The sequence below is a fragment of the Bradyrhizobium denitrificans genome (assembly GCF_013179005.1).
GTDB lineage: Bacteria > Pseudomonadota > Alphaproteobacteria > Rhizobiales > Xanthobacteraceae > Bradyrhizobium > Bradyrhizobium denitrificans.
Genome location: NZ_JABFDP010000026.1, coordinates 97,470 through 118,864, shown reverse-complemented (window position 1 = coordinate 118,864; position 21,395 = coordinate 97,470). Strand labels below are relative to the sequence as shown.

Here is a 21,395-nt window from a genome sequence, read left to right as displayed (position 1 = left end):
GGCCCGCCATCCCTTGCGCTCGGGCCTCATCCGCGCCACTTTACGCCTCCCCCTCACGCTCCTGGACGCTGACCAAGCGCCGTTCGGGCGCGAGGTGCCATCGGCCGCGGCGCTGCTCAGCCCGCCGGCATTCCAGGACAAGCTCAGTTGGGAACGGGCGGGTAGTGCAATGAAGGTAACCGTCGAACGCGCGCAGCTCCTGAAGTCGCTGGGCCACGTCCACCGGGTGGTCGAGCGGCGCAACACCATCCCGATCCTGGGCAATGTGCTGGTGCGTGCCGAGAATGCGCGGCTCTCGCTGCGCGCGACCGATCTCGACCTCGAAGTGACGGAAACGCTGGCGGCCGAGACCGCTACCGCCGGTGCGACCACCGTGCCCGCGCACATGTTCTACGACATTGTGCGCAAGCTGCCGGATGGTTCGCAGATCGTGCTGGAGAGCGACGGTGAGCGCGCCGTGCTCGCGATCCGCGCCGGCCGCTCCAAGTTCACCCTGCAGACACTGCCGGAAAGCGATTTCCCGGATCTCGCCGCGGGCGACATGACGCATGCCTTCGGGGTTCCCGCCAAGGACATCAAGAGCCTGATCGACCGGACCCAATTCGCGATCTCGACCGAGGAGACGCGCTATTACCTGAACGGCATCTATCTGCATGCCGGCGGCACGGCCAAGCAGCCGAGCCTGCGCGCGGTGGCGACCGACGGCCACCGCCTCGCCCAGGTCGACCTGCCGCAACCCGCCGGCGCCGCCGAGATGCCGGGCGTGATCGTGCCGCGCAAGACCGTCGGCGAGGTGCAGCGCCTGATCGAGGACAATGACAGCGAGATCAGGATCGAGCTGTCACAGGGCAAGATCCGCTTCACGCTGGGCCAGGTCGTTCTGACATCGAAACTGATCGACGGCACCTTCCCGGATTACGGCCGCGTCATTCCGCAGAACAACGACAAGGAACTGATCGTCGACAAGGCCGATTTCGCCGCTGCCGTCGATCGCGTCTCCACCATTTCGAGCGAGCGCGGCCGCGCCGTAAAGCTCGCGCTCTCCCCCGGCAGACTGGTGCTGTCGGTCACCAATCCCGATTCCGGCAGCGCGACCGAAGAGCTCGAGGTCGAATACGCCGCCGACGCGCTCGATATCGGCTTCAACTCGCGCTATCTGCTCGACATCGCCGCCCAGATCGAGGGCGAGGTCGCGGTGCTCCGGCTTGCCGACCCGGGTTCGCCAACCCTGATCCAGGACCGCGACAACCGGAACGCGCTGTACGTGCTGATGCCGATGCGGGTGTGACCTCACGCCCGCTGCGAGCTTTCAGGTTAACTCGTCATGGCCGGGCTTGACCCGGCCATCCATCTCAACAAATGGCCAACTGGGTGTACATACTCGCCAGCAAGCCCGGCGGCACGCTTTATATCGGCGTGACCAACGATCTTATTCGGCGCGTCTATGAGCACCGCGAAGGTCTCGCCGAGAGTTCCACCAGACGCTACGGCATCAAGCGGCTGGTCTATTTCGAGGCGCATGAGACGATCGCCGCAGCATTGCAGCGTGAGAAGAACATCAAGCACTGGTCACGTGAATGGAAGATCGACCTCATCGTCGCGAGTAATCCGGACTGGCGCGATCTTTATGATGAAATAGTCCGCTGACGCGGACGATGGATTGCCGGGTCAAGCCCGGCAATGACAAAGCTGGGCTTGTAACTTCTTCCCATGACCCCCTCCCGCATCAACCGCCTCGCGCTGACGCATTTCCGCAGCTATCGCGCGGCCAGCGTCAGCGTGCAGGCGGACATGGTCGCGCTGGTGGGAGCGAACGGCGCCGGCAAGACCAATTGCCTGGAGGCGATCTCGTTCTTCGCGCCCGGCCGTGGCCTGCGCCGCGCCACGCTGGAAGACGTGGCCGACAATCAGGGCGACGGCTCCTGGGCGATCTCGGCGGAGATCGAGGGCGCGCTGGGACTGGCGACCTTCGGCACCGGCATCGAGCCGCCGCGCAACGACGCCGCGACTGCCAGGCGCTGCCGCATCGACCGCGAGCCAGTCGGCTCGGCGGCCGCGTTCGGCGACCACATCCGCATGGTCTGGCTGACGCCGGCGATGGACGGTCTGTTCATGGGCGCAGCCTCCGAGCGCCGCCGCTTCTTCGACCGCCTGGTGCTCGCCATCGACAGCGAACATTCCAGCCGCGTCTCGGCGCTGGAGCGCTCGTTGCGCTCGCGCAACCGGCTGCTCGAGGTGCGCAATTTCGACGACCATTGGTGTGACGCGATCGAGCGCGAGACGGCGGAGCTTGCGGTTGCCGTCGCCGCGAGCCGCGGCCAGACCGCGGTGAAGCTCGCCGCGATGCTGCGCCAGCGCGGACAAGCCTCCGCATTCCCATCCGCCGAGATCGCGCTCGACGGCTGGATGGAGAATGCGCTGCTGACCGAACCCGCGCTCGCCGTCGAAGACCGCTATCGCGCCCTGCTGCGCGACAACCGCGCGCGCGATGCCGCGGCGGGGCGGACGCTTGACGGCCCGCATCTCACCGATCTCCACGTCATCTATGCGCCGAAAAGCATGCCGGCGCGCGATGCCTCGACCGGCGAGCAGAAGGCACTGCTGATCGGGCTGATCCTTGCGCATGCGACCCTGGTCGCCGAGACCACGGGCATCGTGCCGATGCTGCTGCTCGACGAGATCGTCGCCCATCTCGATCCCGGCCGCCGCACCGCGTTGTTCGCCGAGCTCGGCACGCTCGGTGCCCAGGTATGGCTGACCGGGGCGGATCCCGCGGCCTTTGCCGAGCTGCGCGAGCTCGGCGAGATCTTCGACGTCGAAGGCGGTCGGATCAGCGCGCGACGGTAGCTCGCTCCGGCGTTGAACCTCTTGGTTTCCAGCCTCGACTAGCTGTCGTTGGATGACACGCAGCTCCCGCCGGCGTGCTCCAAAGCCCGGCGCGCCCCGCGCCCGAACATGGTCCTGGAGATCTGTGATGACAGAGCTATGGCGGCAGGCCATCGCCGGGCCGCGGCTGCGGCTGTTCGCATGCGGACTGTTGCTGCTCACGGGCTGCGCCGTTCCCGCGCATGCCGATGACGCCATCGTCGACGTGCACGGACTCCCGCGGCTCGACGGCGCGGTCGAGGACACGTCGCGTCCCGACCGCTACCGCGTCGTCTACCGGGTCCCGATGCTGGCCGCGGCAGCGAACCCGGCGACACAGCAGCTGCTCGCTGCCGACGGTTGGGTGCGCTACGTCCGCCCGCTCGATGAGCGCAGCGCCCTGCTCAACTACAAAAAGGGCAAGCAGGGACTGACGGTCTACTTGAGCGGAAGCGCCGGCCATCCCGGCCAGTCGGACGTGACCTACTCGCCGCAGCGCATCTACGCCGACCTGCCGTTTGCCGACGGGGCCGTTGACCTCGTATTCGACGAGACGCGGCTGTATCTGTCCTGCGTCGTGCCGATGGCGCTCGACGCGGCGAAGGCCCTCTACGCCAAGGACATGATCGCAATCGGCTGGAAGCCGCTCGCGCCGGAGGCCGCCGCGCGCTGGCCGAATGCCGATCTGAGCGAGACCATGCCGGGCGGCGTGCGAGCCTTCTACGGCCGTGACGACAACGACGGCTCTCGCCGCCAGAGCCCGGTGATGCTGACGCTGACCCGGCGCGACGACGGCAGGACCAATGTCGAGGTCCGGGTTGCGCCGTTCGCGCTTCCCGCCGAACTCGAGGCTGGTGAGGAGCGGGCGGGCCTGCCGATGCCAAAGCCGACGAAGTGGTCGCAGAGTCTCGGCGGCGCGACGTCGCCGAGCCGCCAGGCCAAGGGCGCCGTGATCGCCGAGCTGCCGGCCGTACTTGCCTTCTACACGCGCGAGCTGCCGGCACGCGGCTGGCGGATCGAGGCGGCCGCACCGGGCACGGCGAACGACGTGACGCTGAAGGTGGCCTCTGCCGAGGAGACCGGAACCTTGAGGCTGTCGCGCAACTACGATCTCACCATGGTCGAGCTGTCGGTGCGCGCCACCGAGGCGGCGCTGGCCGCGCGCGCCAAGGCCAAGAAGGACGCCGACGACAGGTTCATGGCCGATGCCGCCGCGATGGCCAAGCAGGTGATCGCCGCCGACGAGGCGCGCCGCAGCGCGCAGGTCGGCGCCATGTCGGACGCGCCGCTGAAGGCGCTGGCCGGCAATCCTGCGCCGATCCCGCTGCCCGAGACCGCCGAGGCAGTGGAGTTCGACGGTAGCCAGGGACGGCTGGAGTTCAAGTCGACCTCATCGGTGCGGGCGCTCACCGGCTTCTACCGCGCGACCCTGAAGCCTGCCGGCTGGAAGGAGGCGCCGACCGTGATCGACAATCCGACCATGGCGCGGCTGGAGTTCTCCACGAAAGGCAAGGCGGTCGCGTTCACGATCATGCAGATGGGCCCCAAGGTGAACGTGACGGCCGACGGTCCTGGTCTCGTCGCGGCCGCCGGGCCGACGGCCGCCGCGCAGCCCGCCCCGGCTGCCGCGCCGCTCGAGGCTGATCCCAGCTCGGCCCTGCCGGTCCCGAAGGAGCGCAGCGCGACCTCGATGGGCCGCTCCAAGGCGCCGGGCATCGACACGCCGGTGCGGCTCGAGCTCGAGGCGAGCGTGCCGGCAGAGCTGAAAGCCGTCGTAGCGTTCTACCGTAGCGAGTTGGCCAAGCTCGGCTGGCAGGAGACGCCGCAGAGCGCGCAGATCAGCGTCGACAGCGCCCGGCTCGCCTTCGCCTCGCCGCAGGGGCCGGCCGTGCTGACACTGGGCCGCGCGAGAGGCGAGACCTCGGTCAACCTGGTGCAGAAGAACGCGGAGGCCGCTGCCAAGGCCGAGATCCTGCCCAAGCCGGGACAGGCCAAGCTGATGCTCGGCAATGTCGGTGACGCCGACGCCGTGCTGACGATCAACAAGCAGACGGTGAAGATCGCGGCCGGCATCGGCAGCCCGAAGACGCCCAAGGGCCCGCTGCTCGATCTGCCGCCGGGAAAATACCGCTACGAGATCAAGATCGCAGGCCGCGCGCCCGTCAGCGATACGATCGCGCTCGGCGCCGGCGATACCTGGGGCCTGATGGTCGGCCCGACCGGCCGGGCCCTCCCGCTGCCGCTGTACTGACGGTCCGCTGGCACCACGGCCCACGGCCGAACGGCGACCACCGAGACCGATCCCCTCGCAGGCCGCCCAATGGGCGGCCTGCGGTCTTTGAGAGGCCTTCGGCGAGGCCTCGCCAGGTGCTTTCAAGCAGCCGCAAAAATCGCGCCCGAATCGGCCTTTCGCGCGGCCCCAACGAGGCCTTCGGGCGACTTGAAAAAACGTTAAAAAAACCTATTTCTTCAATATCTTAGGATACGCCTTTTTGCGCTAGGCGCGTCCCCTCTTTCATGGCACAAAGAATGCTCTCAGCACCCTCGCGCGACACCGCTCCTCGGGATCCTTTCAAAGGCCTCACATGACCGAACCCGCCCGGCAAACCATCGCCGACAACGAGCCTGCAACCGCGAACGACTATGGCGCTGAATCGATCCGGGTGTTGAAGGGCCTGGATGCCGTGCGCAAGCGCCCGGGCATGTATATCGGCGACACCGATGACGGCTCCGGCCTGCACCACATGGTCTACGAGGTCGTCGACAATGCGATCGACGAAGCACTCGCCGGCTATGCGAGCCGCGTCGAGGTGGTGCTCAACGCCGACAATTCCGTCACGGTGCGCGATGACGGCCGCGGCATTCCGGTCGACATCCACAAGGGTGAAGGCGTGTCGGCAGCCGAGGTCATCATGACCCAGCTGCATGCCGGCGGTAAGTTCGACCAGAACTCATACAAGGTTTCCGGCGGTCTGCACGGCGTTGGCGTCTCCGTCGTCAACGCGCTGTCGAGCAAGCTGCAGCTGCGGATCTGGCGCGAGGACAAGGAGCACCTGATCGAGTTCGCCCATGGCGATGCCGTAGCGCCGCTCAAGGTGGTCGGCGAAGCACAGGGCCGGCGCGGCACCGAGGTGACGTTCCTCGCCTCGACCGAAACCTTCAAGATGGTCGAATACGACTACGCGACGCTCGAGCATCGCCTGCGCGAGCTCGCCTTCCTCAACTCCGGCGTCCACATCGTGCTCTCCGACATGCGCCACGCGGTCGAGAAGCGCGAGGAGATGTTCTATTCCGGCGGCGTCGAGGAGTTCGTCAGATATCTCGACCGCAACAAGAAGGCGATCGTGCCGTCCCCGATCATGGTCCGCTCGGAGGTCAACGGCATCACCGTCGAGGCGGCGCTGTGGTGGAACGACAGCTATCATGAGAACGTACTGTGCTTCACCAACAACATCCCGCAGCGTGACGGCGGCACCCATCTCGCCGGCTTCCGCGGCGCGCTGACGCGCCAGGTCAACGGCTACGCGGATGCCCACGCCAAGAAGGAAAAGATCGCGCTGACCGGCGACGACTGCCGCGAAGGCCTCACCGCGGTGCTCTCCGTGAAGGTGCCCGACCCAAAATTCTCGTCGCAGACCAAGGACAAGTTGGTGTCCTCGGAAGTGCGCCCGGTGGTCGAGAACGTCATCAACGAAGCGCTGTCGGCGTGGTTCGAGGAGCATCCGTCCGAGGCCAAGACGGTGGTCGGCAAGGTGATCCAGGCCGCCGCCGCGCGCGAGGCGGCGCGCAAGGCGCGTGAGCTGACGCGCAAGAATCCGCTCAACAACATCGCCTCCCTGCCCGGCAAGCTCGCCGACTGTCAGGAAAAGGATCCGGCCAAGTCCGAGCTGTTCATCGTCGAGGGTGACTCGGCCGGCGGAAGCGCCAAGCAGGGCCGCAACCGCGAGTTCCAGGCCGTGCTGCCGCTGCGCGGCAAGATCCTCAATGTCGAACGCGTGCGTCCGGACAAGATGTTGTCCAGCGAGCAGATCGGCACCTTGATCACGGCGCTCGGCACTGGCATCAGCGACGACTTCTCGATCGACAAGCTGCGCTATCACAAGATCATCGTGATGACCGACGCCGACGTCGACGGCGCCCACATCCGCACCTTGCTGCTGACGTTCTTCTACCGACAGATGCGCCAGATCATCGATCGCGGCCATCTCTACATCGCGCAGCCGCCGCTCTACAAAGTGACGCGCGGCAAGTCCGAGCAGTATCTGAAGGACGAGCGCGCGCTGGAGGATTATCTGATCGGCACCGGCCTCGACGACTGCGTGTTCAAGAGCGCCGAGGGCGAGGAACGCAAGGGCCGCGACCTCCTGGCGCTCGTCGAAGAGGCGCGCATCGTCCGCAACATCCTGCGCAACCTGCACAGCCGCTACGACCGCACGGTCGTCGAGCAGGCCGCGATCGCTGGCGTGCTGCGCGCGGACATCACCCGTGACATCGCCACTGCCGATGCCGCGGCGGAGTACATCGCCAAGCGGCTCGACGTGCTCGCCGACGAGGTCGAACGCGGCTGGATCGGTCACTTCGTCGAAGGCCAGGGTTTCACCTTCGAGCGCACCGTGCGCGGCGTCAAGGACGTCGCCGTGATCGACGATGCCCTGCTTGCCTCTGCCGATGCGCGCAAGCTCGACGACTACGCGGCGCGCCTGCAGGAGGCCTATGCCAAGCCCGGCTTCCTGCGCCGCGGCGACGCACCGACCGTGATCCACGGCCCGATCGACCTGTTCGAGGCCGTCACCGATGCCGGCCGCAAGGGCATCGCCATGCAGCGCTACAAAGGGCTGGGCGAGATGAATCCGCAGCAGCTCTGGGAAACCACGCTCGATACCGAGGCGCGCACGCTGCTGCAGGTGAAGGTCAAGGAGGTCGACGAGGCCGACGACATCTTCACCAAGCTGATGGGCGACGTCGTCGAGCCGCGCCGCGAGTTCATCCAGGACAATTCGCTGTCGGCGAATGTAGACGTGTAGCGTTGCCAGCCGTATCGGAGGCTCCCCGGGAATTACCGAGATGGCTATCAGCTTGAAGAAACTCTCGCCGGCGCTCTTCCCTTTGCTTCTTGGCCATGCGCCTGCGAGCGCGACCAGTCCAAGTTTCGATTGCTCGCGCGCAAAATCGTCTGACGAAAAGCTGATCTGCGAAGATGACCATCTCGCCGAACTCGATCAGGCAGTCGCGATCGCGTTCAAGCAAGCGCTTACAGCAAAGAAGGCCGATACTGCAGACGTAAAGACCAGCGCAAAGGAACGTCTCGACGACAGGCGCGCGTGTGGCGCGGAGCAAATTTGCATCCTTGATGCGCAGGTCAAAGCAATCTCGTTGTTCGGAGAAATGGGATCGAATGTACCCGTCCCACCATGGATCGGCGAATATCGTCTGAACTATGCGAAAGTGCATCCCGCGGTGATGGACGAAAAGCTGCCGCAGATGCGCGGCCATTGCACGCGAACACAAATAGCCTCCATCACCGGACGCTTTGGTGAGACGCTAAAATTTCCTCTCTCCAAAGACGACGAGGTAAGCGGAACGGCAGTCAAATACACAAACGATATCTACCAAATTTCCTACGGCTATGAGGAAGACGTCGCGCGCTCGCACATAGGCGACCAGGTGCTGCTCTGCCTTTCGTCGATTCCCAGAAATTGCCCGCCTGGCGATAATCGCGGACGAGAATATTCTGCGACCAACCTGACATCCCGGACTTCCTGGATCATGCCGGACTCACAACATATGTGTGGGGGTCCGTAACGTCTGTAGCTTGTCGCTCACGGCAGGATCACCGCATAATCCGCGACGCGCGCGAGCAGCCGCTCGTTGGCGTGAGACTTGAGTCGGATGTCGGTCGGAAGACCATGCTGGCGGCAAAGATCCTCGACGAGTTCGACGGCAGCGACCTCCTGCTCGGGCGGGATATCGACAATGACATCAAAATCGCTGTCGAATGACAGGCGCTGCTGCGCGACCGATCCAAGGACGCTGAAGTGGCCGCCGCATCGCTGCGCGAATGCCTTCAGCTCAACCATGAGGGGATCAGCTGCCCGCTGCCGCCGTGCGGTCTCCCGTTCCTTCCGCTCCGATACCGTGACAACTTCGATCATGACAGCTCCCACCGTGAATATCAGCGTTCCTGCGGCCCAGGACAATGCCTCACCGGACGAGAGTTGAACCTCTGCCCCCCTCAGCCGGAGCAGTGGCCTGCCTGTGCCTTTCGTGCTATTTCCGTCGCCGATCCAGGTTCCCCTGGGGCCGGTCGTCCTCCTGCAAAGCCCCCTCTCCAAACGGACCTTTCGCGCATGGCGCCCATTCAATACATCGTCGAGGGGGGTCACCGGCTCAAGGGCGCGATCGAGCCGTCGGGCAACAAGAACGCGGCGCTGCCGATCATCGCCGCGGCACTCTTGACCGAGCATCCGGTGACGCTCGACAACGTGCCGCGCATCCGCGACACCGAGACGCTGGTCGAGCTGGTGCGCTCGGTCGGCGCGTCCGCCGAATGGCGCGGCCGCAACCGCCTCGCGATCCACGCCAAGGAGATCCGCGCCGCCGATCTCGATCCAGACCTGTGCGCCCGCATCCGGGCCTCGATCCTGCTCGCCGGTCCCCTGCTCGCCCGCTGCGGCGAAGTGGCGCTGCCGCCGCCCGGCGGCGACGTGATCGGCCGCCGCCGCCTCGACACGCATTTCCTGGCCTTCGAGCAGCTCGGCGCCACCGTCACCGCGACCGACAAGATCGAGCTGCGCGCCTCCGGCCTGAAAGGCGCCGATGTCTTCCTCGACGAGCCCAGCGTCACCGCGACCGAGAACGCGCTGGTCGCGGCCGTCGCCGCGCACGGCACGACTTATTTGCGCAACGCGGCCTCCGAGCCGCATGTCCAGGACCTCGCGCATTTCCTGGTCGCGCTCGGCGCCAATATCGAGGGCATCGGCACCAACACCATGGTGATCCATGGCGCCAGCACGCTCGGCCAGGCGTCCTACGCGATCCAGCCCGATCACATCGAGGTCGGTTCGCTGATCGGGCTCGCCGCGGTGACGCGCTCGCCGTTGCGCATCGTGCGCGCCGGCACCGAGCATCTGCGCTCGATCCGGATGGGCTTCGAGCGGCTCGGCATCGTCTGCGAGGTCGCCGGCGACGACCTCATCGTGCCCTCAGACCAGACCATGAAGATCAAGGACGATTTCGGCGGCCATGTGCCGAAGCTGGAGGACCAGCCCTGGCCGGCCTTCCCGGCCGACCTGATGTCGATCGCGATCGTTACCGCCACGCAATGCGAGGGCGTGATCCTGATGTTCGAGAAGATGTTCGAGTCGCGGATGTTCTTCGTCGACAAGCTGATCTCGATGGGCGCGCGTATCGTGCTGTGCGACCCGCACCGCGCCATCGTGTCCGGCCCGAGCCGGCTGCGCGGCGCCCGCGTCGTCTCCCCCGACATCCGCGCCGGCATGGCCATGCTGCTGGCCGCGCTCTGCGCCGAAGGCACGTCCAAGATCGACAACGCCGACCAGATCGAGCGCGGCTACGAGCGCATCGACGAGCGGCTGAACGCGCTTGGCGCCAAGATCACCCGCGTGCCGGAGCGCGGGCGATGAAACGTTCGACGCCTCGTGTCTGCGCGGCATCATCGCGAGCGGAGAAACGAGGGGATCGACGGTAATTCGATCGCCGCAGGCGCGCGATGTACTATCGTGCGGATCGCAGCGACGACCACGGCTTGCGAGGCTCATGGCCCATGACCATCAGCGAAATCACTCCCGATGTCGACCGTGCGCGCTGGCTTGCTGACGCGGACTTCGCCGATGCCTTCCGCATCACCGTCGAAGCCCCGGCGCTCGATGCCCGCATGGCGGCCGAGCGTATGCTCGGTCAGGCACCCGCGTGGATGGCCGCGCTCGTGAAGCTGCGCAATCTGCTGGTCCGCCCGTTCGGTCTGAAGACATCTGGCGCTGACGCGCAAAATCCGCGGCCGATGATCGGCATGTTTCCGGTCGTCGATGAAACGCCGCAACGGATTGTGCTCGGCTTCGACGACATGCATCTGGATTTTCGCGTCGTGATCGATGCCGCCTCTCATGGCAAGACGTCACAGGTGACCGCGACCACCCTGGTGCAGACCCACAACGCGCTCGGCCGCATCTATCTCACCATCATCATGCCGTTTCACCGGCTGGTCGCAAAGACGATGCTCCGGCAAGTCGCAGCGTCCGCCTGATCCCGCAGCCCCCCTCGCAAGGCGCCAGCAAACCAATCGCGAGGTCCGCGGCTGCCACAGCCTGGATTGCATCTCTGCGCACTGAACGCCAACACGAGCTCGACCAACGGGCTCGTGGGTTTCTTGCGCAATTCGGCCGGGACTGACGCCGCGACATCAGGCCGATCGGAGTCGCCGCTGATGCGACCAGCCTTGCCCTGCGACAGCATCGAACCCTATCGCCTCCCAGAAGCGTGCAGCGTCATCGCTGCCCGCGTGGACGGTCACGATCTCGATCTCTCCGGCTGGCGCGCGCAGCAGATCTGCCACGATGGTCCGTGCCACGCGACGGCGCCTGAAGTCCCTGTGCACGTAAAGCCGCCGCATGCGCCAGGCCGGCTGCGTGGACGGCACCGGCTCGTCGGTGATCGCGCCTATGCCGGCGAGCACGCCATCGACATGGGCTGCGATCACGCGGTGGAACATCGACGGTGCCTCGGCGAACTCGGCCGACAGCCGGGTCATGTTGGCATGACCGCCGGCTCTCGCGTCCAGCTCGAGCTGATGAAAATCGATTGGCAACTGATCGTCGACGGGCTCAAGAACGATCGTCATGGTCAGCGAACTTCCCTATCACGCCAAGGTATCCCGCCAACATGTCGCGCCAAGGGATGTGGCAGCGAACCTTCGCGAAAGATCGATCGCATGCCGTCTTTGCGACTCACCTCGCGCTTCTGTTGACGTTTCGTGAGCAAGATCGCTTCAACGTTACGGCGGATCGGCCGAACAAGCGAGACCCAGCTCGCTGAAACACTCAATTCGATAGCCAACCCAATGACCTGCTTCAAGCCATCTGGTTTGCCGAAATTTTCCGCTTGCGTTATTTCCGAAAATCGGAAAGACTGCCGCCATCCCGTCCTCATGAGAGGGACGCTTCGCGATCGTCACGGACCGTAGAGGGCGGGGATGCGATGGATGCGGCGGCTCACAGCGCGCACGAGGGAAGCAACCCGAGACCGGCGCGTGGACGAATGAGCGACCGCATACGGCGAAATCGTATGGTCCTGGCCTCCCGACGCTGAGGTCAAGCCGGCGGGCGATCCGCTGGCGACGGTGGCCAACGAGCACGGCGCACCGGGGAGAGTACGTATAAGCCGTTCCAACCATTGCGCAGGGAAGGCCGGATGTGCGGCCGACCTGTGGTGACTGCCGCCTGCTACTTCTTTTGCAGGCGGGCCATGGGTGTGGTCAAGCACCCAGCCTTCCCTGCGCCCTCTCATCTCCGAGGGCCACTGGCCAGGCAGAGCTCGGGCGCGAAAGGCGCCGCGAGATCGCGCTGTCACGAACGCGAAGATGTTTGAGCCTATGATCGCGAATTGTTGCGCGGAACTGCGCTCACGCGCCGCACGTCTCCGAACCGGAACATACGTCCTTGATGTGCAGGACGTCACGAGGGCTGCTATAGCCGCCCTCATGACCACCGCAATTGGAACCGACCACGCGCCTCCGGCGGCGCCCGCACCGTCTTTCGCGCTCGAACTCTGGGACACGATGCGCCTCGCCGCGCCGATGGCGCTGACGCAACTGTCGCAGATCGCGATGATGTCGACCGACCTCGCCTTCATCGGCCGGCTCGGCGGCGACGCCGTCGCGGCGGCGGCCTTGGCGGGCACGGTCTATTTCGTCGGCTCGACCTTCGGCATGGGACTGATGTCGGCGGTGGCGCCGCTCGCCGCCCAGGCCTACGGCGCGGCCGACGCCGGCCTGGTGCGGCGCGCGTTGCGGGTCGGCCTGTGGGCCGGCCTGTTCATCGCACTGCCGATCATGCTGATCGCGCTGAACGGCGAGGCCATCCTGCTCGCGCTGGGACAGGCCCCGGGCGTGGCCCATCTCGCGCAGAATTATCTCGCCGGGCTCGCCTGGGGCATTGCGCCGATGCTGTGGTTCCTGGCGCTGCGCAGCTTCATGGGCGCGGTCAACCGCCCCGAGCCGGTGCTGTGGATCACGCTGGCCGCGATTCCGCTCAACGCGTTGCTGGTCTATCCGCTGCTCTACGGCCAGTGGGGCTTTCCGCAGCTCGGCCTGACCGGCGTCGGTCTGGCCACATCGACTGTCAATCTGGGAACGTTTCTCGCCGGCCTGTGGTTCGCAACGTGTCGTGCGCCGTTCCGCGACTATCACGTGCTGGCACGGTTGCAGCGGATCGACTGGCGGCTGATGCGCCAGCTCCTCGTCATCGGCGCGCCGATCTCGCTGTCGTTCCTGCTCGAATATGGCCTGTTCTCCGCGGCCGCGATCCTGATGGGACTGATCAGCACGGCCGCGCTGGCCGCGCATCAGATCGCGCTGCAGATCACGGCGATCCTGTTCATGGTGCCGTTCGGCATCAGCATGGCCGCGACCGTCCGCGTCGGCCATGCCACGGGACGCAACGACACGATCGGGGTTCGGCGCGCCGGGCTGATGGCGATGCTGCTCGGCGTTTCGCTTGCCGTGCTGTTCACCGTCGGAATCATCCTGGCGCGGTACGACATCGTGCAGCTGTTCCTCGGCTCCGGCCTCGCCGATGCAGAGGCGACCGCGGCGCTGGCGGCCACCTTGCTGCTGGTCGGCACGACCTTCTTCATCACCGATGCACTGCAGACCATCGCGGTGGGCGCCTTGCGCGGCATCAAGGACACGCGCGTGCCGCTGCTGCTCGCCGTGCTCGGCTACTGGCTGATCGGCTTTCCCGCCTCCTATGTGCTCGGTCTGCGGACCGCGCTGGGCGCGACCGGGATCTGGATCGGGTTATCGCTCGGCACCGCGATCTACGCAGCCCTGCTGGTGCTGCGCTTCCTGCGGCTGTCGCGATGACGCCGTCACGCGCCGGCCGTGTCGGACGTCTGCTCCGGCTGCGGCCGATGCGGCTTGCCCGTCGACGCGCCGGCCCATTCGGCGACGACGCGCTCGAGGTCGATCAAGTTCTGCCGCATCTGGTCCAGCGAGAAGCCGAGCGCGAAGAAGCGCTCGGCCGCGTCGCCCGGCAGGCCGCGCGTCAGGCCGTCGCTGCGCACCGCGGCGACCGCCTCGGCATAGGCCTTGAGAGCGACATGAACCGGCCAGATCGCCGGCGGGCCGGAACCATTGCGGATGGCGCCGGCGCAGCCGCGCAGATAGCTGGCAATGGCGTCGCTGACGCGCGTCACCGGACCCGACAGCCGCGCCTGCAGCTCCGAGGGCAGCGGCACCACGCTGGCGCGACCGATCATCACGACGTCATGGCGCAGCCTGAGGATCGTACGCAGCAGCGGCCCCGTATCGGCGCCCGAGGACAGCCGCGCCGCGCGCTCGCGCTCGGCCTCGGCGCCGGTCGCGTTCAGCTCGGTCAGCGCCGCGCCGATGCCGTCCTGGATCCGGTGCAACGCGTCGTTGTCACGGCCGCGCGACAGGCCGGCAAGCAATTCGGCCAGCGCCGCGGCGATCAGCTCGAGCAGCCGCCCCGCCGCGCTGCGCATCTGCACATGGGCGCGCGACGGAAGCACGATGAACGAGACGGCGAGTCCCGTGAGCGCGCCGACCGCGACCTCGAACACGCGATCGATCGCCGAGCCCAGGGGATCGAGATGGCCCATGGTCGGCACCAGCAGCACAATCACCGCCGTCACCGTCGCCGCGTTGAGGCTGGGATTGATCGCGGCGATGAAGGCGAGCGGCGTCACCGCCAGGATCAGCATGCCGAGCAGTTGCAGCTCGCCCGAATGCGGGATGAAGACCGTGATGGCGCCGCCATAGATCGCCCCGCCGATGGTGCCGAACATGTAGTCGCGCGTCGCCTTCAGCGAACGCCCGACGCTGCCTTGCGTCACGATCAGCGAGGTCAGCACCGCCCACAGCGGCAGCTTGAGCTGAAACGCGGTCGCGATCGCGAAGGCCAGCGTCGCCGCCACCGTGCCGCGCACGGCCAGCGACATCGGCGCCTTGCGGGCGCGGACCCGCCCGAACAGCTCCTTGAACGACGCCATCACTCACTCACCTCGCAAGGACCGGCGCGGTCCGGACATAGCAGCTTCCCACCCGATCCGAGCGGCTTGAAACGCAGAATCAGCTTGCCTACGCTGTTTCCAACGAACCGAGGAAACACGATGGCCCAGGAAACCGCAACGCTCGCCGCCTATGTCGCCGACCTGAAATATGACGATATCCCGCCCGAGGTACTCGACCGCGCCAAGGTGCTGACCCTGGACTTTCTCGGCAGCGCCATCCGTGCCCGGCGCGAGGCGGAATCCACCCCATCCGTGGTGAAGATGCTGGCGGCACTCAAGCTGGATTCGGCCGGCGAGGCGACCGTGTTCGGCGATTCCAGGACGTGGACGCCGGCGGTGGCGGCGCTGCTGAACGGCACGATGGGCCATTCGCTCGATTTCGACGATACCCACGCCGACTCGTCGCTGCATCCCAGCGCCCCGGTGGTGCCGGCCGCCTTCGCCGTCGGCGAAATGGTCGGCGCGTCGGGCCGCGAAGTGCTGACCGCGATCGTCGCCGGCTATGAAGTGTGCTGCCGGCTCGGCAATGCGCTCGATCCAACCTCGCATTATGCCCGCGGGTTTCACCCGACTGCGACGGCAGGCACCTATGGCGCAGCCGCGGCCGCCGGCAAGCTGTTCGGCCTGTCCGAGCAGCAGCTGATCTACGCGTTCGGCGTGTCCGGCAGCCAGGCGGCCGGCTCGCTGCAATTCCTGGTCAACGGCGCCTGGAACAAGCGCTACCAGGTCGGGGCGTCGGCGATGAACGGCGTGATCGCGGCGACCTTGGCCAAGAACGATTTCGTCGGCGCGATCGAATCCGTCGAGGGCAAGCACGGCCTGCTGGTCGGCTACACCGACACGCCGCACCGGGAGAAAGCGGTCGCCGGCCTCGGCACGACCTATGAGACGATGAAGATCGGCGTGAAGCCGTATCCGAGCTGCCGCTATACGCATGCCGCGATCGACGCCATCATCGCACTGCGCCGCGAGCACAATCTGACCCCGGACCAGGTCAAGCGCGTCGAGATCGGTCTGCACCGCAACGGCATCACCTTGACCGGCGATGCCGCGACCAAGCGCCACCCGACCTCGATCGTCGGCGGCCAGTTCTCGATGTTCTTCACCGGCGCGCTGGCGCTCGACCAGGGCCGCTTCGGCTGGGACGACTACACGCGGCTCGGCGATGCTGCGATCAACAACCTCGCGAACAAGTTCGACGTCGTGCAGGACGACAAATTGGAGATCGGCCGCAGCCATCCGTTCGGCGCGCGCGTCACCATCACCACCGAGGATGGCGTGCACGAGCGGCTGCATGACGATCCGTCGGGCGAGCCGACCTCGTTCCCCTCGGCGCAGGCCATGAGCGACAAGTTCATCACCTTGGCGCGGCCGGTGCTGAGCAGCCGGGCGCAGCATTTTGCCGACGCGATCCTGGGGCTGGAGCGGTTCGATCGTGTGGCGCAGGCCACCGCGTTGGGGAGAGCATAGCGCATGCATCATTCCCCATGTGTCGCGGCAATCACGTCGCTCACGAGCCGTGCCACGCCGTCGACCTCCGGCGGCCAGTTCACGGTGCGGCCGAAGCGCGCGATGACCAGGCGTTCGGAGGGGATGACGATGACATACTGGCCGAGCGTGCCCTTGGCGAAGAAGGCATCGCGCGGCCAGCCATGGGAGATGCGGTAATTCGCGCCGAAACTGTCGCCACGATTGGTCCAAAATCCGGCGCCGATGCCGACAAAGGCGTCCGGCGTCGGGGTGCTGACATAATCGACCCAGCCCGCGGGCAGGATGCGGCGGCCGCCGACGACGCCGTCGTCGAGATAGAGTTGGCCGAGCCGCGCCCAATCGCGCGCCGATGCCAGCATCTGGCTCGATCCCTCCGGAGTGCCGGCGGCATCGAACTCGATCGTGACGTTGCGCATACCGAGCGGATCGAACAGCTCGCGATGGGCAAAACGAAGCACATCCGCAGCACTGCCGCCAGCGGCGTCGCGGATGAGATGCGAGAGGATGACGGTGTTGCCATCGTGGTAGTTGAAGACAGCGCCCGGATTGGTTTCGAGCGGCATGGATTCGGCGAACGCCGCGCGATCCGCTTCGACGAACTTCATCCGGTTGACCGGCTCGAGCGCCGACAACAACGAGGCCTGCAGCGAGTTGCCGAGCGCGAGCCCCGCGGTATGCCGCAGCAGGTGATCGATGGTGATGGCGTGGCGCGGATCGATCTCGCTCCGCCACGCGGCGACGGGCGCTGGCGCGTGCAGCGCGAGTCTGCCCTGGCGGACGAGAATGCCGATCAGGGTGGCGGTCATCGACTTGGTCGCGGAGAAACCGAGCAAGGGCGTGTCGAGCGTGAACCCGGGGGCGTAACGTTCGGCGATCACTTTGCCGTCCTTGAGCACGATCACGGCATGCGTGCGCCGGAACGGCGGGGACTCCGGCTCGGAGAAGGCGCGATCGAGTGCGGCGGCGAGCGCAGGTGTCGCCGGCGCCACGGGATGGGGCGGAGCGATCTCCGGGAGCGCGGCCGGCTGCGCAGGAGCGGGCCGCGCCGTCGGCCAGCCTTGCGCCTCGCCATGGTCCAGATGACAGCCGAGCCCCTCGGCAAAGACCGCATGGCTGCGGCCGAGCCCGAGGAGCGTGACGGTAACGTCCTTGGCGACGCGATCCACATGGACGTCCATGGCCCAGTTCAGCAGGCCAGCACCGGGCATCGCGGCTTGGGTTTCGGACAGGATGCGGTCCGGGTCGACGCCGGAGACGAAGGTCTCCGAACACACCACGCTGGCGATGAAACCCGTCGCGACCTGGGGCACGTCGCGGGCACGGGCGGCGGCGACGGCCAAGGCGGTCAGCGCAGTGGTGGCGAGAACAACGAACAGCAGGCGGCGGCGAGTCATGGGCAGCTCCGGCGGATGGACCTGCCGGACGACAGTGCAGCGGCGGCTGCAGCGCTCGCCGATTTCGAAGGATCTCCTCGTCGAAAGCCGCAGCGACCTCGCCGATTTCGAAATTCTCCTTCGATTTCAACATCGCAACCGTCACGCCGCGGACCGCCTCATGCGGCGGTATTCTGTCGGCGTCACCCCGGTCACCGCCTTGAAGGCGCGGTTGAAGGGACCGAGCGACTGGAACCCGGCATCCATCGCGATGGTGATCACGGGCACCTCGGCCTGGGCGGGATCGGCGAGCGCCGCTTGCGCCTCCGCGATACGGTGGCTGTTCAGGAAGCTGCTGAAGTTGCGATAGCCGAGTTCACTGTTGATCAGCCGCCGCAACCGGTATTCGGGAATGCCGAGCCTGGTGGCCAGTGCGCCGATGGTGACGTTCTCCTGGCGGTAGATCCGCTCATCCGCCATCAGCCGGGTCAGCCGCTCGACCAGTCTGCGGTTCGCGACCGTCTCGCCGGCTTTGGTCGCCGCGGCAGCTGCAGCCTCGCTGACGGCCATGGCCCGAGGCGTCTCCACGGCGAACACGTCGCCGGCGCCGACCCTCAGCAGCATCAGCGCGACGGCGCCGACCACCGCCAGCAACATCGCCGCGTTGATGACATTGGCGAGCTCCGACGCACCGCCGCCGACGGTCCCAATCTGCAGCAGCGCATTGACGCCGCCATAGCCGAGCGCCGCGATGACCACGACAGCGCGGACGCGCCTGCGTCGCTCGACCAGATCCACCGACCACGAGCGGACCGTCTGCGCCAAGGCGAGCCCGACGAAGCCAAGCGCCAGCAGATTGTTGGCGACGATCACGAGCCGCACATGGCCGGACGGTCCCAGCACGAGGCAGCTGATCATGCTGAAGCCGAAAACCGCGAGCCAGATCAGGCCGTGCAGCCAACGCGGCGCAAAACCATCGTCGAACAGCGCGCGGCAGAACAGCCAGAGGACGACGATGGCGGCGGTTGCGACCGCGATCAGCGGCGCCACCGCCAGCGAGGGAGCTGCGGCGCCGCCGATGTTGAACGTCAAAGCATGCGCCGCCGCGCCCAGCGCCAGGGCGATCGCGAGCCGGCCGCTCCATTGCCTGCCGAGGTCGCGTCCCAGGGATACCGCGAGCACCGCAAGCAAGGCGATGGCGGCAGCACGCAACGCGAGATCAAGGCTTTCCAGCGGCATCAAGGCGGGTCCATTGTCGGCGCCGGAACTCTAGGCCGGAGCGGCCTGCCGTTCAAATCGCGGCCCCGCTGCGGCCTCATGCCCTGCCGTAGCCTCGGCAAAGCTGCTAAGCTCGCGCGATCACATCTCTGGAGGATCCCATGAGCTGGCAGCCATCGATCGATCCCGAATTCGGCGATCCCGCCTCCTGCGATGCGCTGGAGCACGTCATCGTGCCGCGCACCCGCGATCTCGGCGACGGCTTCGCCGTGCGCCGCGCGCTGCCGCATGGGCGGCGACAAATGGTCGGTCCGTTCATCTTCTTCGATCATTTCGGCCCGGTGCAGTTCGTCTCCGGCAAGGGCATGGACGTGCGGCCGCATCCGCATATTGGGCTCGCCACCGTCACCTATCTGTTCGACGGCGCCATCATGCATCGCGACAGCGAGGGCAATGTCCAGGAGATCCAGCCCGGCGCGATGAACCTGATGACCGCCGGGCGCGGCATCGCGCATTCGGAGCGGACGCCGGATCTGCAGCGGCAGAATGGCCAGAGCATGCTGGGCCTGCAGAGCTGGATCGCGCTCCCGGTCGAATCCGAAGAGATCGCGCCGAGCTTCCAGCACTACGCGGCCGACGCGCTGCCGACGGTCAGCGACACCGGCTTCACCGCGCGCGTGATCGCCGGCAAAGCCTTCGGCGCGGCCTCGCCGGTGACGATGGTCTCGCCCTGGTTCTATGTCGAGGTCACCGCGCAGGCCGGAACGGTCGTCCCGCTCGATCCCGACCACGAGGAGCGCGCGATCTATATCGTCGATGGCGAAATCGAGATCGCGCGCGAGCGCCATACCGGGCCGCGGCTGCTGATCTTCCGTCCCGGCGACGCCATCTGCGTGCGCATCGTGAAGCCGACCCGGATGATGTTCCTCGGCGGCGACGCGCTGGAAGGGCCGCGCCATGTCTGGTGGAATTTCGTCTCGTCCAGCAAGGAGCGCATCGAGCAGGCCAAGCAGGACTGGAAAACCGGCCGCTTCGCCGCCGTTCCGCAGGAGCACGAGTTCATTCCGCTGCCGGAATAGGCTATTGGGAGCGCAACGCTCCCGTTTCGAAAGCCCGCCCCGATGACCACGCTTCTCGCCAGCAATCTGCCGCTCCCGAAAATCGGCCGCGGCAAGGTCCGCGACATCTATGCCGTCGGCGACGACCGCGTGCTGCTGCTGACCACCGACCGCATCTCCGCCTTCGACGTCGTGATGAACGAGACCATCCCGATGAAGGGCGCGGTGCTGACGCAGATCTCGGCCTACTGGTTCAATGCGCTGGAAGGCGTCGTGCATCACCACATGATCTCGGCCGATACCGACGCGATCATCGCCGAGGTCCCGGAGCTCGCGCCGCATCGCCAGGAGATCCTGGGCCGCGCGATGCTGTGCAAGCGCACCAACGTGTTCCCGATCGAATGCGTGATCCGCGGCTATCTCTCCGGCTCGGCCTGGAAGGAATACGCGGCGAGCGGCACGCTGGCCGGCGAGCAGCTGCCTGCAGGCCTGGTCGAGAGCCAGAAGCTGGAGCCTGCGATCTTCAGCCCGGCGACCAAGGCCGAGACCGGTCATGACGAGAACATCACGATCGCACGGATGCGCGAGGTGGTCGGCGACGAGACGGCCTACACGCTAGAGAGCATGACGCGCGCCGTCTATACGCTCGGCGAGACGCTCGCCCGCGAGCAGGGCATCATCATCGCCGACACCAAGTTCGAGTTTGGCCGCGACAAGGATGGCCACATCATCCTGATCGACGAGGTGATGACGCCTGACAGCTCGCGCTTCTGGGCGGTCGACGCCTACAAGCCGGGCCAGCCGCAGCCGAGCTTCGACAAGCAGCCGCTGCGCGACTATCTCGACGCCGAGCGTAAGGCCGGCCGCTGGAACGGCGAGGCCCCGCCGCCGCCGCTGCCGCAGAGCGTGGTCGACGCCACCAGCCAGCGCTATCTCGAAGCGTTCCGGCGGGTGACGGGACGTGAGCTGAACATCTGAGCGATGCTGCGTGCGCCCCCTGGCTGGGAGGCTTGTGGAGGCGCTCATCTTCTCCTTGCGTGGCAACCGAGGTCACGCGTCACCGACGGTGCGCTCTCTTTCGTGTGCCGGACCTCGCAGAGCGGCGGCAACGCGGGACGGTTGC

The 21,395-nt window shown here is 66.6% G+C and carries 17 protein-coding genes; 12 read left to right on the top strand and 5 right to left on the bottom strand.

Annotation, left to right across the window (positions count from 1 at the left end; translation table 11 throughout):
• Positions 1-169 precede the first annotated feature (169 nt).
• The 6 genes from dnaN (at position 170) to HL671_RS27575 (ending at position 8,667) form a co-directional block, all read left to right on the top strand.
• Positions 170-1,288 carry a DNA polymerase III subunit beta gene (dnaN, locus tag HL671_RS27600; protein ID WP_011942531.1) on the top strand — a complete coding sequence of 373 codons (1,119 nt, stop codon included), beginning with the start codon at positions 170-172 and terminating at the stop codon, positions 1,286-1,288.
• A 71-nt stretch (positions 1,289-1,359) separates the two neighbouring features.
• Positions 1,360-1,647, top strand: coding sequence for a GIY-YIG nuclease family protein (locus HL671_RS27595; protein WP_172240562.1), 288 nt, complete (start codon positions 1,360-1,362; stop codon positions 1,645-1,647).
• Positions 1,648-1,710: 63 nt separating this feature from the next.
• Positions 1,711-2,847, top strand: coding sequence for a DNA replication/repair protein RecF (recF, locus tag HL671_RS27590; RefSeq protein WP_172240559.1), 1,137 nt, complete (start codon positions 1,711-1,713; stop codon positions 2,845-2,847).
• A gap of 127 nt (positions 2,848-2,974) precedes the next feature.
• Positions 2,975-5,116, top strand: a complete 2,142-nt coding sequence (locus tag HL671_RS27585) for a hypothetical protein (protein WP_172240556.1) — start codon at positions 2,975-2,977, stop codon at positions 5,114-5,116.
• Positions 5,117-5,450: 334 nt separating this feature from the next.
• Positions 5,451-7,889, top strand: coding sequence for a DNA topoisomerase (ATP-hydrolyzing) subunit B (gyrB, locus tag HL671_RS27580; protein WP_011942537.1), 2,439 nt, complete (start codon positions 5,451-5,453; stop codon positions 7,887-7,889).
• A 40-nt stretch (positions 7,890-7,929) separates the two neighbouring features.
• A complete protein-coding gene (locus HL671_RS27575) occupies positions 7,930-8,667 on the top strand; it encodes a lysozyme inhibitor LprI family protein (RefSeq protein WP_172240553.1) in 738 nt (245 codons plus the stop codon).
• A gap of 17 nt (positions 8,668-8,684) precedes the next feature.
• Here the strand turns inward: HL671_RS27575 and HL671_RS27570 are convergent, their stop codons facing one another.
• Positions 8,685-9,017, bottom strand: coding sequence for a peptidoglycan recognition protein family protein (locus HL671_RS27570; protein WP_172240550.1), 333 nt, complete (start codon positions 9,015-9,017; stop codon positions 8,685-8,687).
• A gap of 195 nt (positions 9,018-9,212) precedes the next feature.
• Here HL671_RS27570 and murA point away from each other — a divergent pair, with 195 nt between their 5' ends.
• Together murA and HL671_RS27560 are read left to right on the top strand one after the other, a co-directional pair.
• Complete coding sequence (gene murA, locus HL671_RS27565) at positions 9,213-10,508, top strand: UDP-N-acetylglucosamine 1-carboxyvinyltransferase (RefSeq protein ID WP_011942540.1); 1,296 nt, start codon at positions 9,213-9,215, stop codon at positions 10,506-10,508.
• A gap of 140 nt (positions 10,509-10,648) precedes the next feature.
• Complete coding sequence (locus HL671_RS27560; RefSeq protein WP_011942541.1) at positions 10,649-11,128, top strand: DUF2867 domain-containing protein; 480 nt, start codon at positions 10,649-10,651, stop codon at positions 11,126-11,128.
• A gap of 156 nt (positions 11,129-11,284) precedes the next feature.
• Here the strand turns inward: HL671_RS27560 and HL671_RS27555 are convergent, their stop codons facing one another.
• Positions 11,285-11,722 (bottom strand): GNAT family N-acetyltransferase, encoded by a 438-nt coding sequence (locus HL671_RS27555; RefSeq protein WP_011942542.1) that lies wholly within the window; start codon positions 11,720-11,722, stop codon positions 11,285-11,287.
• 858 nt (positions 11,723-12,580) lie between these two features.
• Between HL671_RS27555 and HL671_RS27550 the strand changes: the two genes are divergently transcribed.
• A complete protein-coding gene (locus HL671_RS27550; protein WP_172240547.1) occupies positions 12,581-13,963 on the top strand; it encodes an MATE family efflux transporter in 1,383 nt (460 codons plus the stop codon).
• 5 nt (positions 13,964-13,968) lie between these two features.
• Here HL671_RS27550 and HL671_RS27545 read toward each other — a convergent pair whose 3' ends face one another.
• Positions 13,969-15,111: an FUSC family protein gene (locus HL671_RS27545; RefSeq protein WP_172240544.1), complete on the bottom strand. Its 1,143-nt coding sequence runs from the start codon at positions 15,109-15,111 to the stop codon at positions 13,969-13,971.
• A gap of 120 nt (positions 15,112-15,231) precedes the next feature.
• Between HL671_RS27545 and HL671_RS27540 the strand changes: the two genes are divergently transcribed.
• Positions 15,232-16,602 carry an MmgE/PrpD family protein gene (locus HL671_RS27540; protein ID WP_011942545.1) on the top strand — a complete coding sequence of 457 codons (1,371 nt, stop codon included), beginning with the start codon at positions 15,232-15,234 and terminating at the stop codon, positions 16,600-16,602.
• Between the two features lie 8 nt (positions 16,603-16,610).
• On the opposite strand, the gene HL671_RS27535 is transcribed toward HL671_RS27540, so the two are convergent.
• Both HL671_RS27535 and HL671_RS27530 read right to left on the bottom strand, forming a co-directional pair.
• Positions 16,611-18,017, bottom strand: a complete 1,407-nt coding sequence (locus HL671_RS27535; protein ID WP_172240541.1) for a serine hydrolase domain-containing protein — start codon at positions 18,015-18,017, stop codon at positions 16,611-16,613.
• Between the two features lie 141 nt (positions 18,018-18,158).
• Entirely contained in the window at positions 18,159-19,235 is a 1,077-nt protein-coding gene (locus HL671_RS27530) for an AraC family transcriptional regulator (RefSeq protein WP_172240538.1), read from the bottom strand.
• A 140-nt stretch (positions 19,236-19,375) separates the two neighbouring features.
• On the opposite strand from HL671_RS27530, the gene HL671_RS27525 reads away from it, so the two are divergent.
• Together HL671_RS27525 and HL671_RS27520 are read left to right on the top strand one after the other, a co-directional pair.
• Positions 19,376-20,293 carry a pirin family protein gene (locus HL671_RS27525; protein WP_172240535.1) on the top strand — a complete coding sequence of 306 codons (918 nt, stop codon included), beginning with the start codon at positions 19,376-19,378 and terminating at the stop codon, positions 20,291-20,293.
• Between the two features lie 42 nt (positions 20,294-20,335).
• On the top strand, positions 20,336-21,250 hold the full coding sequence (locus HL671_RS27520) for a phosphoribosylaminoimidazolesuccinocarboxamide synthase (RefSeq protein ID WP_011942549.1): 915 nt from the start codon (positions 20,336-20,338) through the stop codon (positions 21,248-21,250).
• Positions 21,251-21,395 lie beyond the last annotated feature (145 nt).

Bases quoted from the DNA above. Each gene is read 5' to 3' on its own strand.
- HL671_RS27525 (WP_172240535.1), top strand. From the start codon at position 19,376: ATGAGCTGGCAGCCATCGATCGATCCCGAATTCGGCGATCCCGCCTCC.
- HL671_RS27535 (WP_172240541.1), bottom strand. From the start codon at position 18,017: ATGACTCGCCGCCGCCTGCTGTTCGTTGTTCTCGCCACCACTGCGCTG.
- HL671_RS27550 (WP_172240547.1), top strand. From the start codon at position 12,581: ATGACCACCGCAATTGGAACCGACCACGCGCCTCCGGCGGCGCCCGCA.
- HL671_RS27540 (WP_011942545.1), top strand. From the start codon at position 15,232: ATGGCCCAGGAAACCGCAACGCTCGCCGCCTATGTCGCCGACCTGAAA.
- HL671_RS27570 (WP_172240550.1), bottom strand. From the start codon at position 9,017: ATGATCGAAGTTGTCACGGTATCGGAGCGGAAGGAACGGGAGACCGCA.
- HL671_RS27545 (WP_172240544.1), bottom strand. From the start codon at position 15,111: ATGGCGTCGTTCAAGGAGCTGTTCGGGCGGGTCCGCGCCCGCAAGGCG.
- HL671_RS27560 (WP_011942541.1), top strand. From the start codon at position 10,649: ATGACCATCAGCGAAATCACTCCCGATGTCGACCGTGCGCGCTGGCTT.
- HL671_RS27530 (WP_172240538.1), bottom strand. From the start codon at position 19,235: ATGCCGCTGGAAAGCCTTGATCTCGCGTTGCGTGCTGCCGCCATCGCC.
- gyrB (WP_011942537.1), top strand. From the start codon at position 5,451: ATGACCGAACCCGCCCGGCAAACCATCGCCGACAACGAGCCTGCAACC.
- HL671_RS27595 (WP_172240562.1), top strand. From the start codon at position 1,360: ATGGCCAACTGGGTGTACATACTCGCCAGCAAGCCCGGCGGCACGCTT.
- dnaN (WP_011942531.1), top strand. From the start codon at position 170: ATGAAGGTAACCGTCGAACGCGCGCAGCTCCTGAAGTCGCTGGGCCAC.
- recF (WP_172240559.1), top strand. From the start codon at position 1,711: ATGACCCCCTCCCGCATCAACCGCCTCGCGCTGACGCATTTCCGCAGC.
- HL671_RS27585 (WP_172240556.1), top strand. From the start codon at position 2,975: ATGACAGAGCTATGGCGGCAGGCCATCGCCGGGCCGCGGCTGCGGCTG.
- murA (WP_011942540.1), top strand. From the start codon at position 9,213: ATGGCGCCCATTCAATACATCGTCGAGGGGGGTCACCGGCTCAAGGGC.
- HL671_RS27520 (WP_011942549.1), top strand. From the start codon at position 20,336: ATGACCACGCTTCTCGCCAGCAATCTGCCGCTCCCGAAAATCGGCCGC.
- HL671_RS27575 (WP_172240553.1), top strand. From the start codon at position 7,930: ATGGCTATCAGCTTGAAGAAACTCTCGCCGGCGCTCTTCCCTTTGCTT.
- HL671_RS27555 (WP_011942542.1), bottom strand. From the start codon at position 11,722: ATGACGATCGTTCTTGAGCCCGTCGACGATCAGTTGCCAATCGATTTT.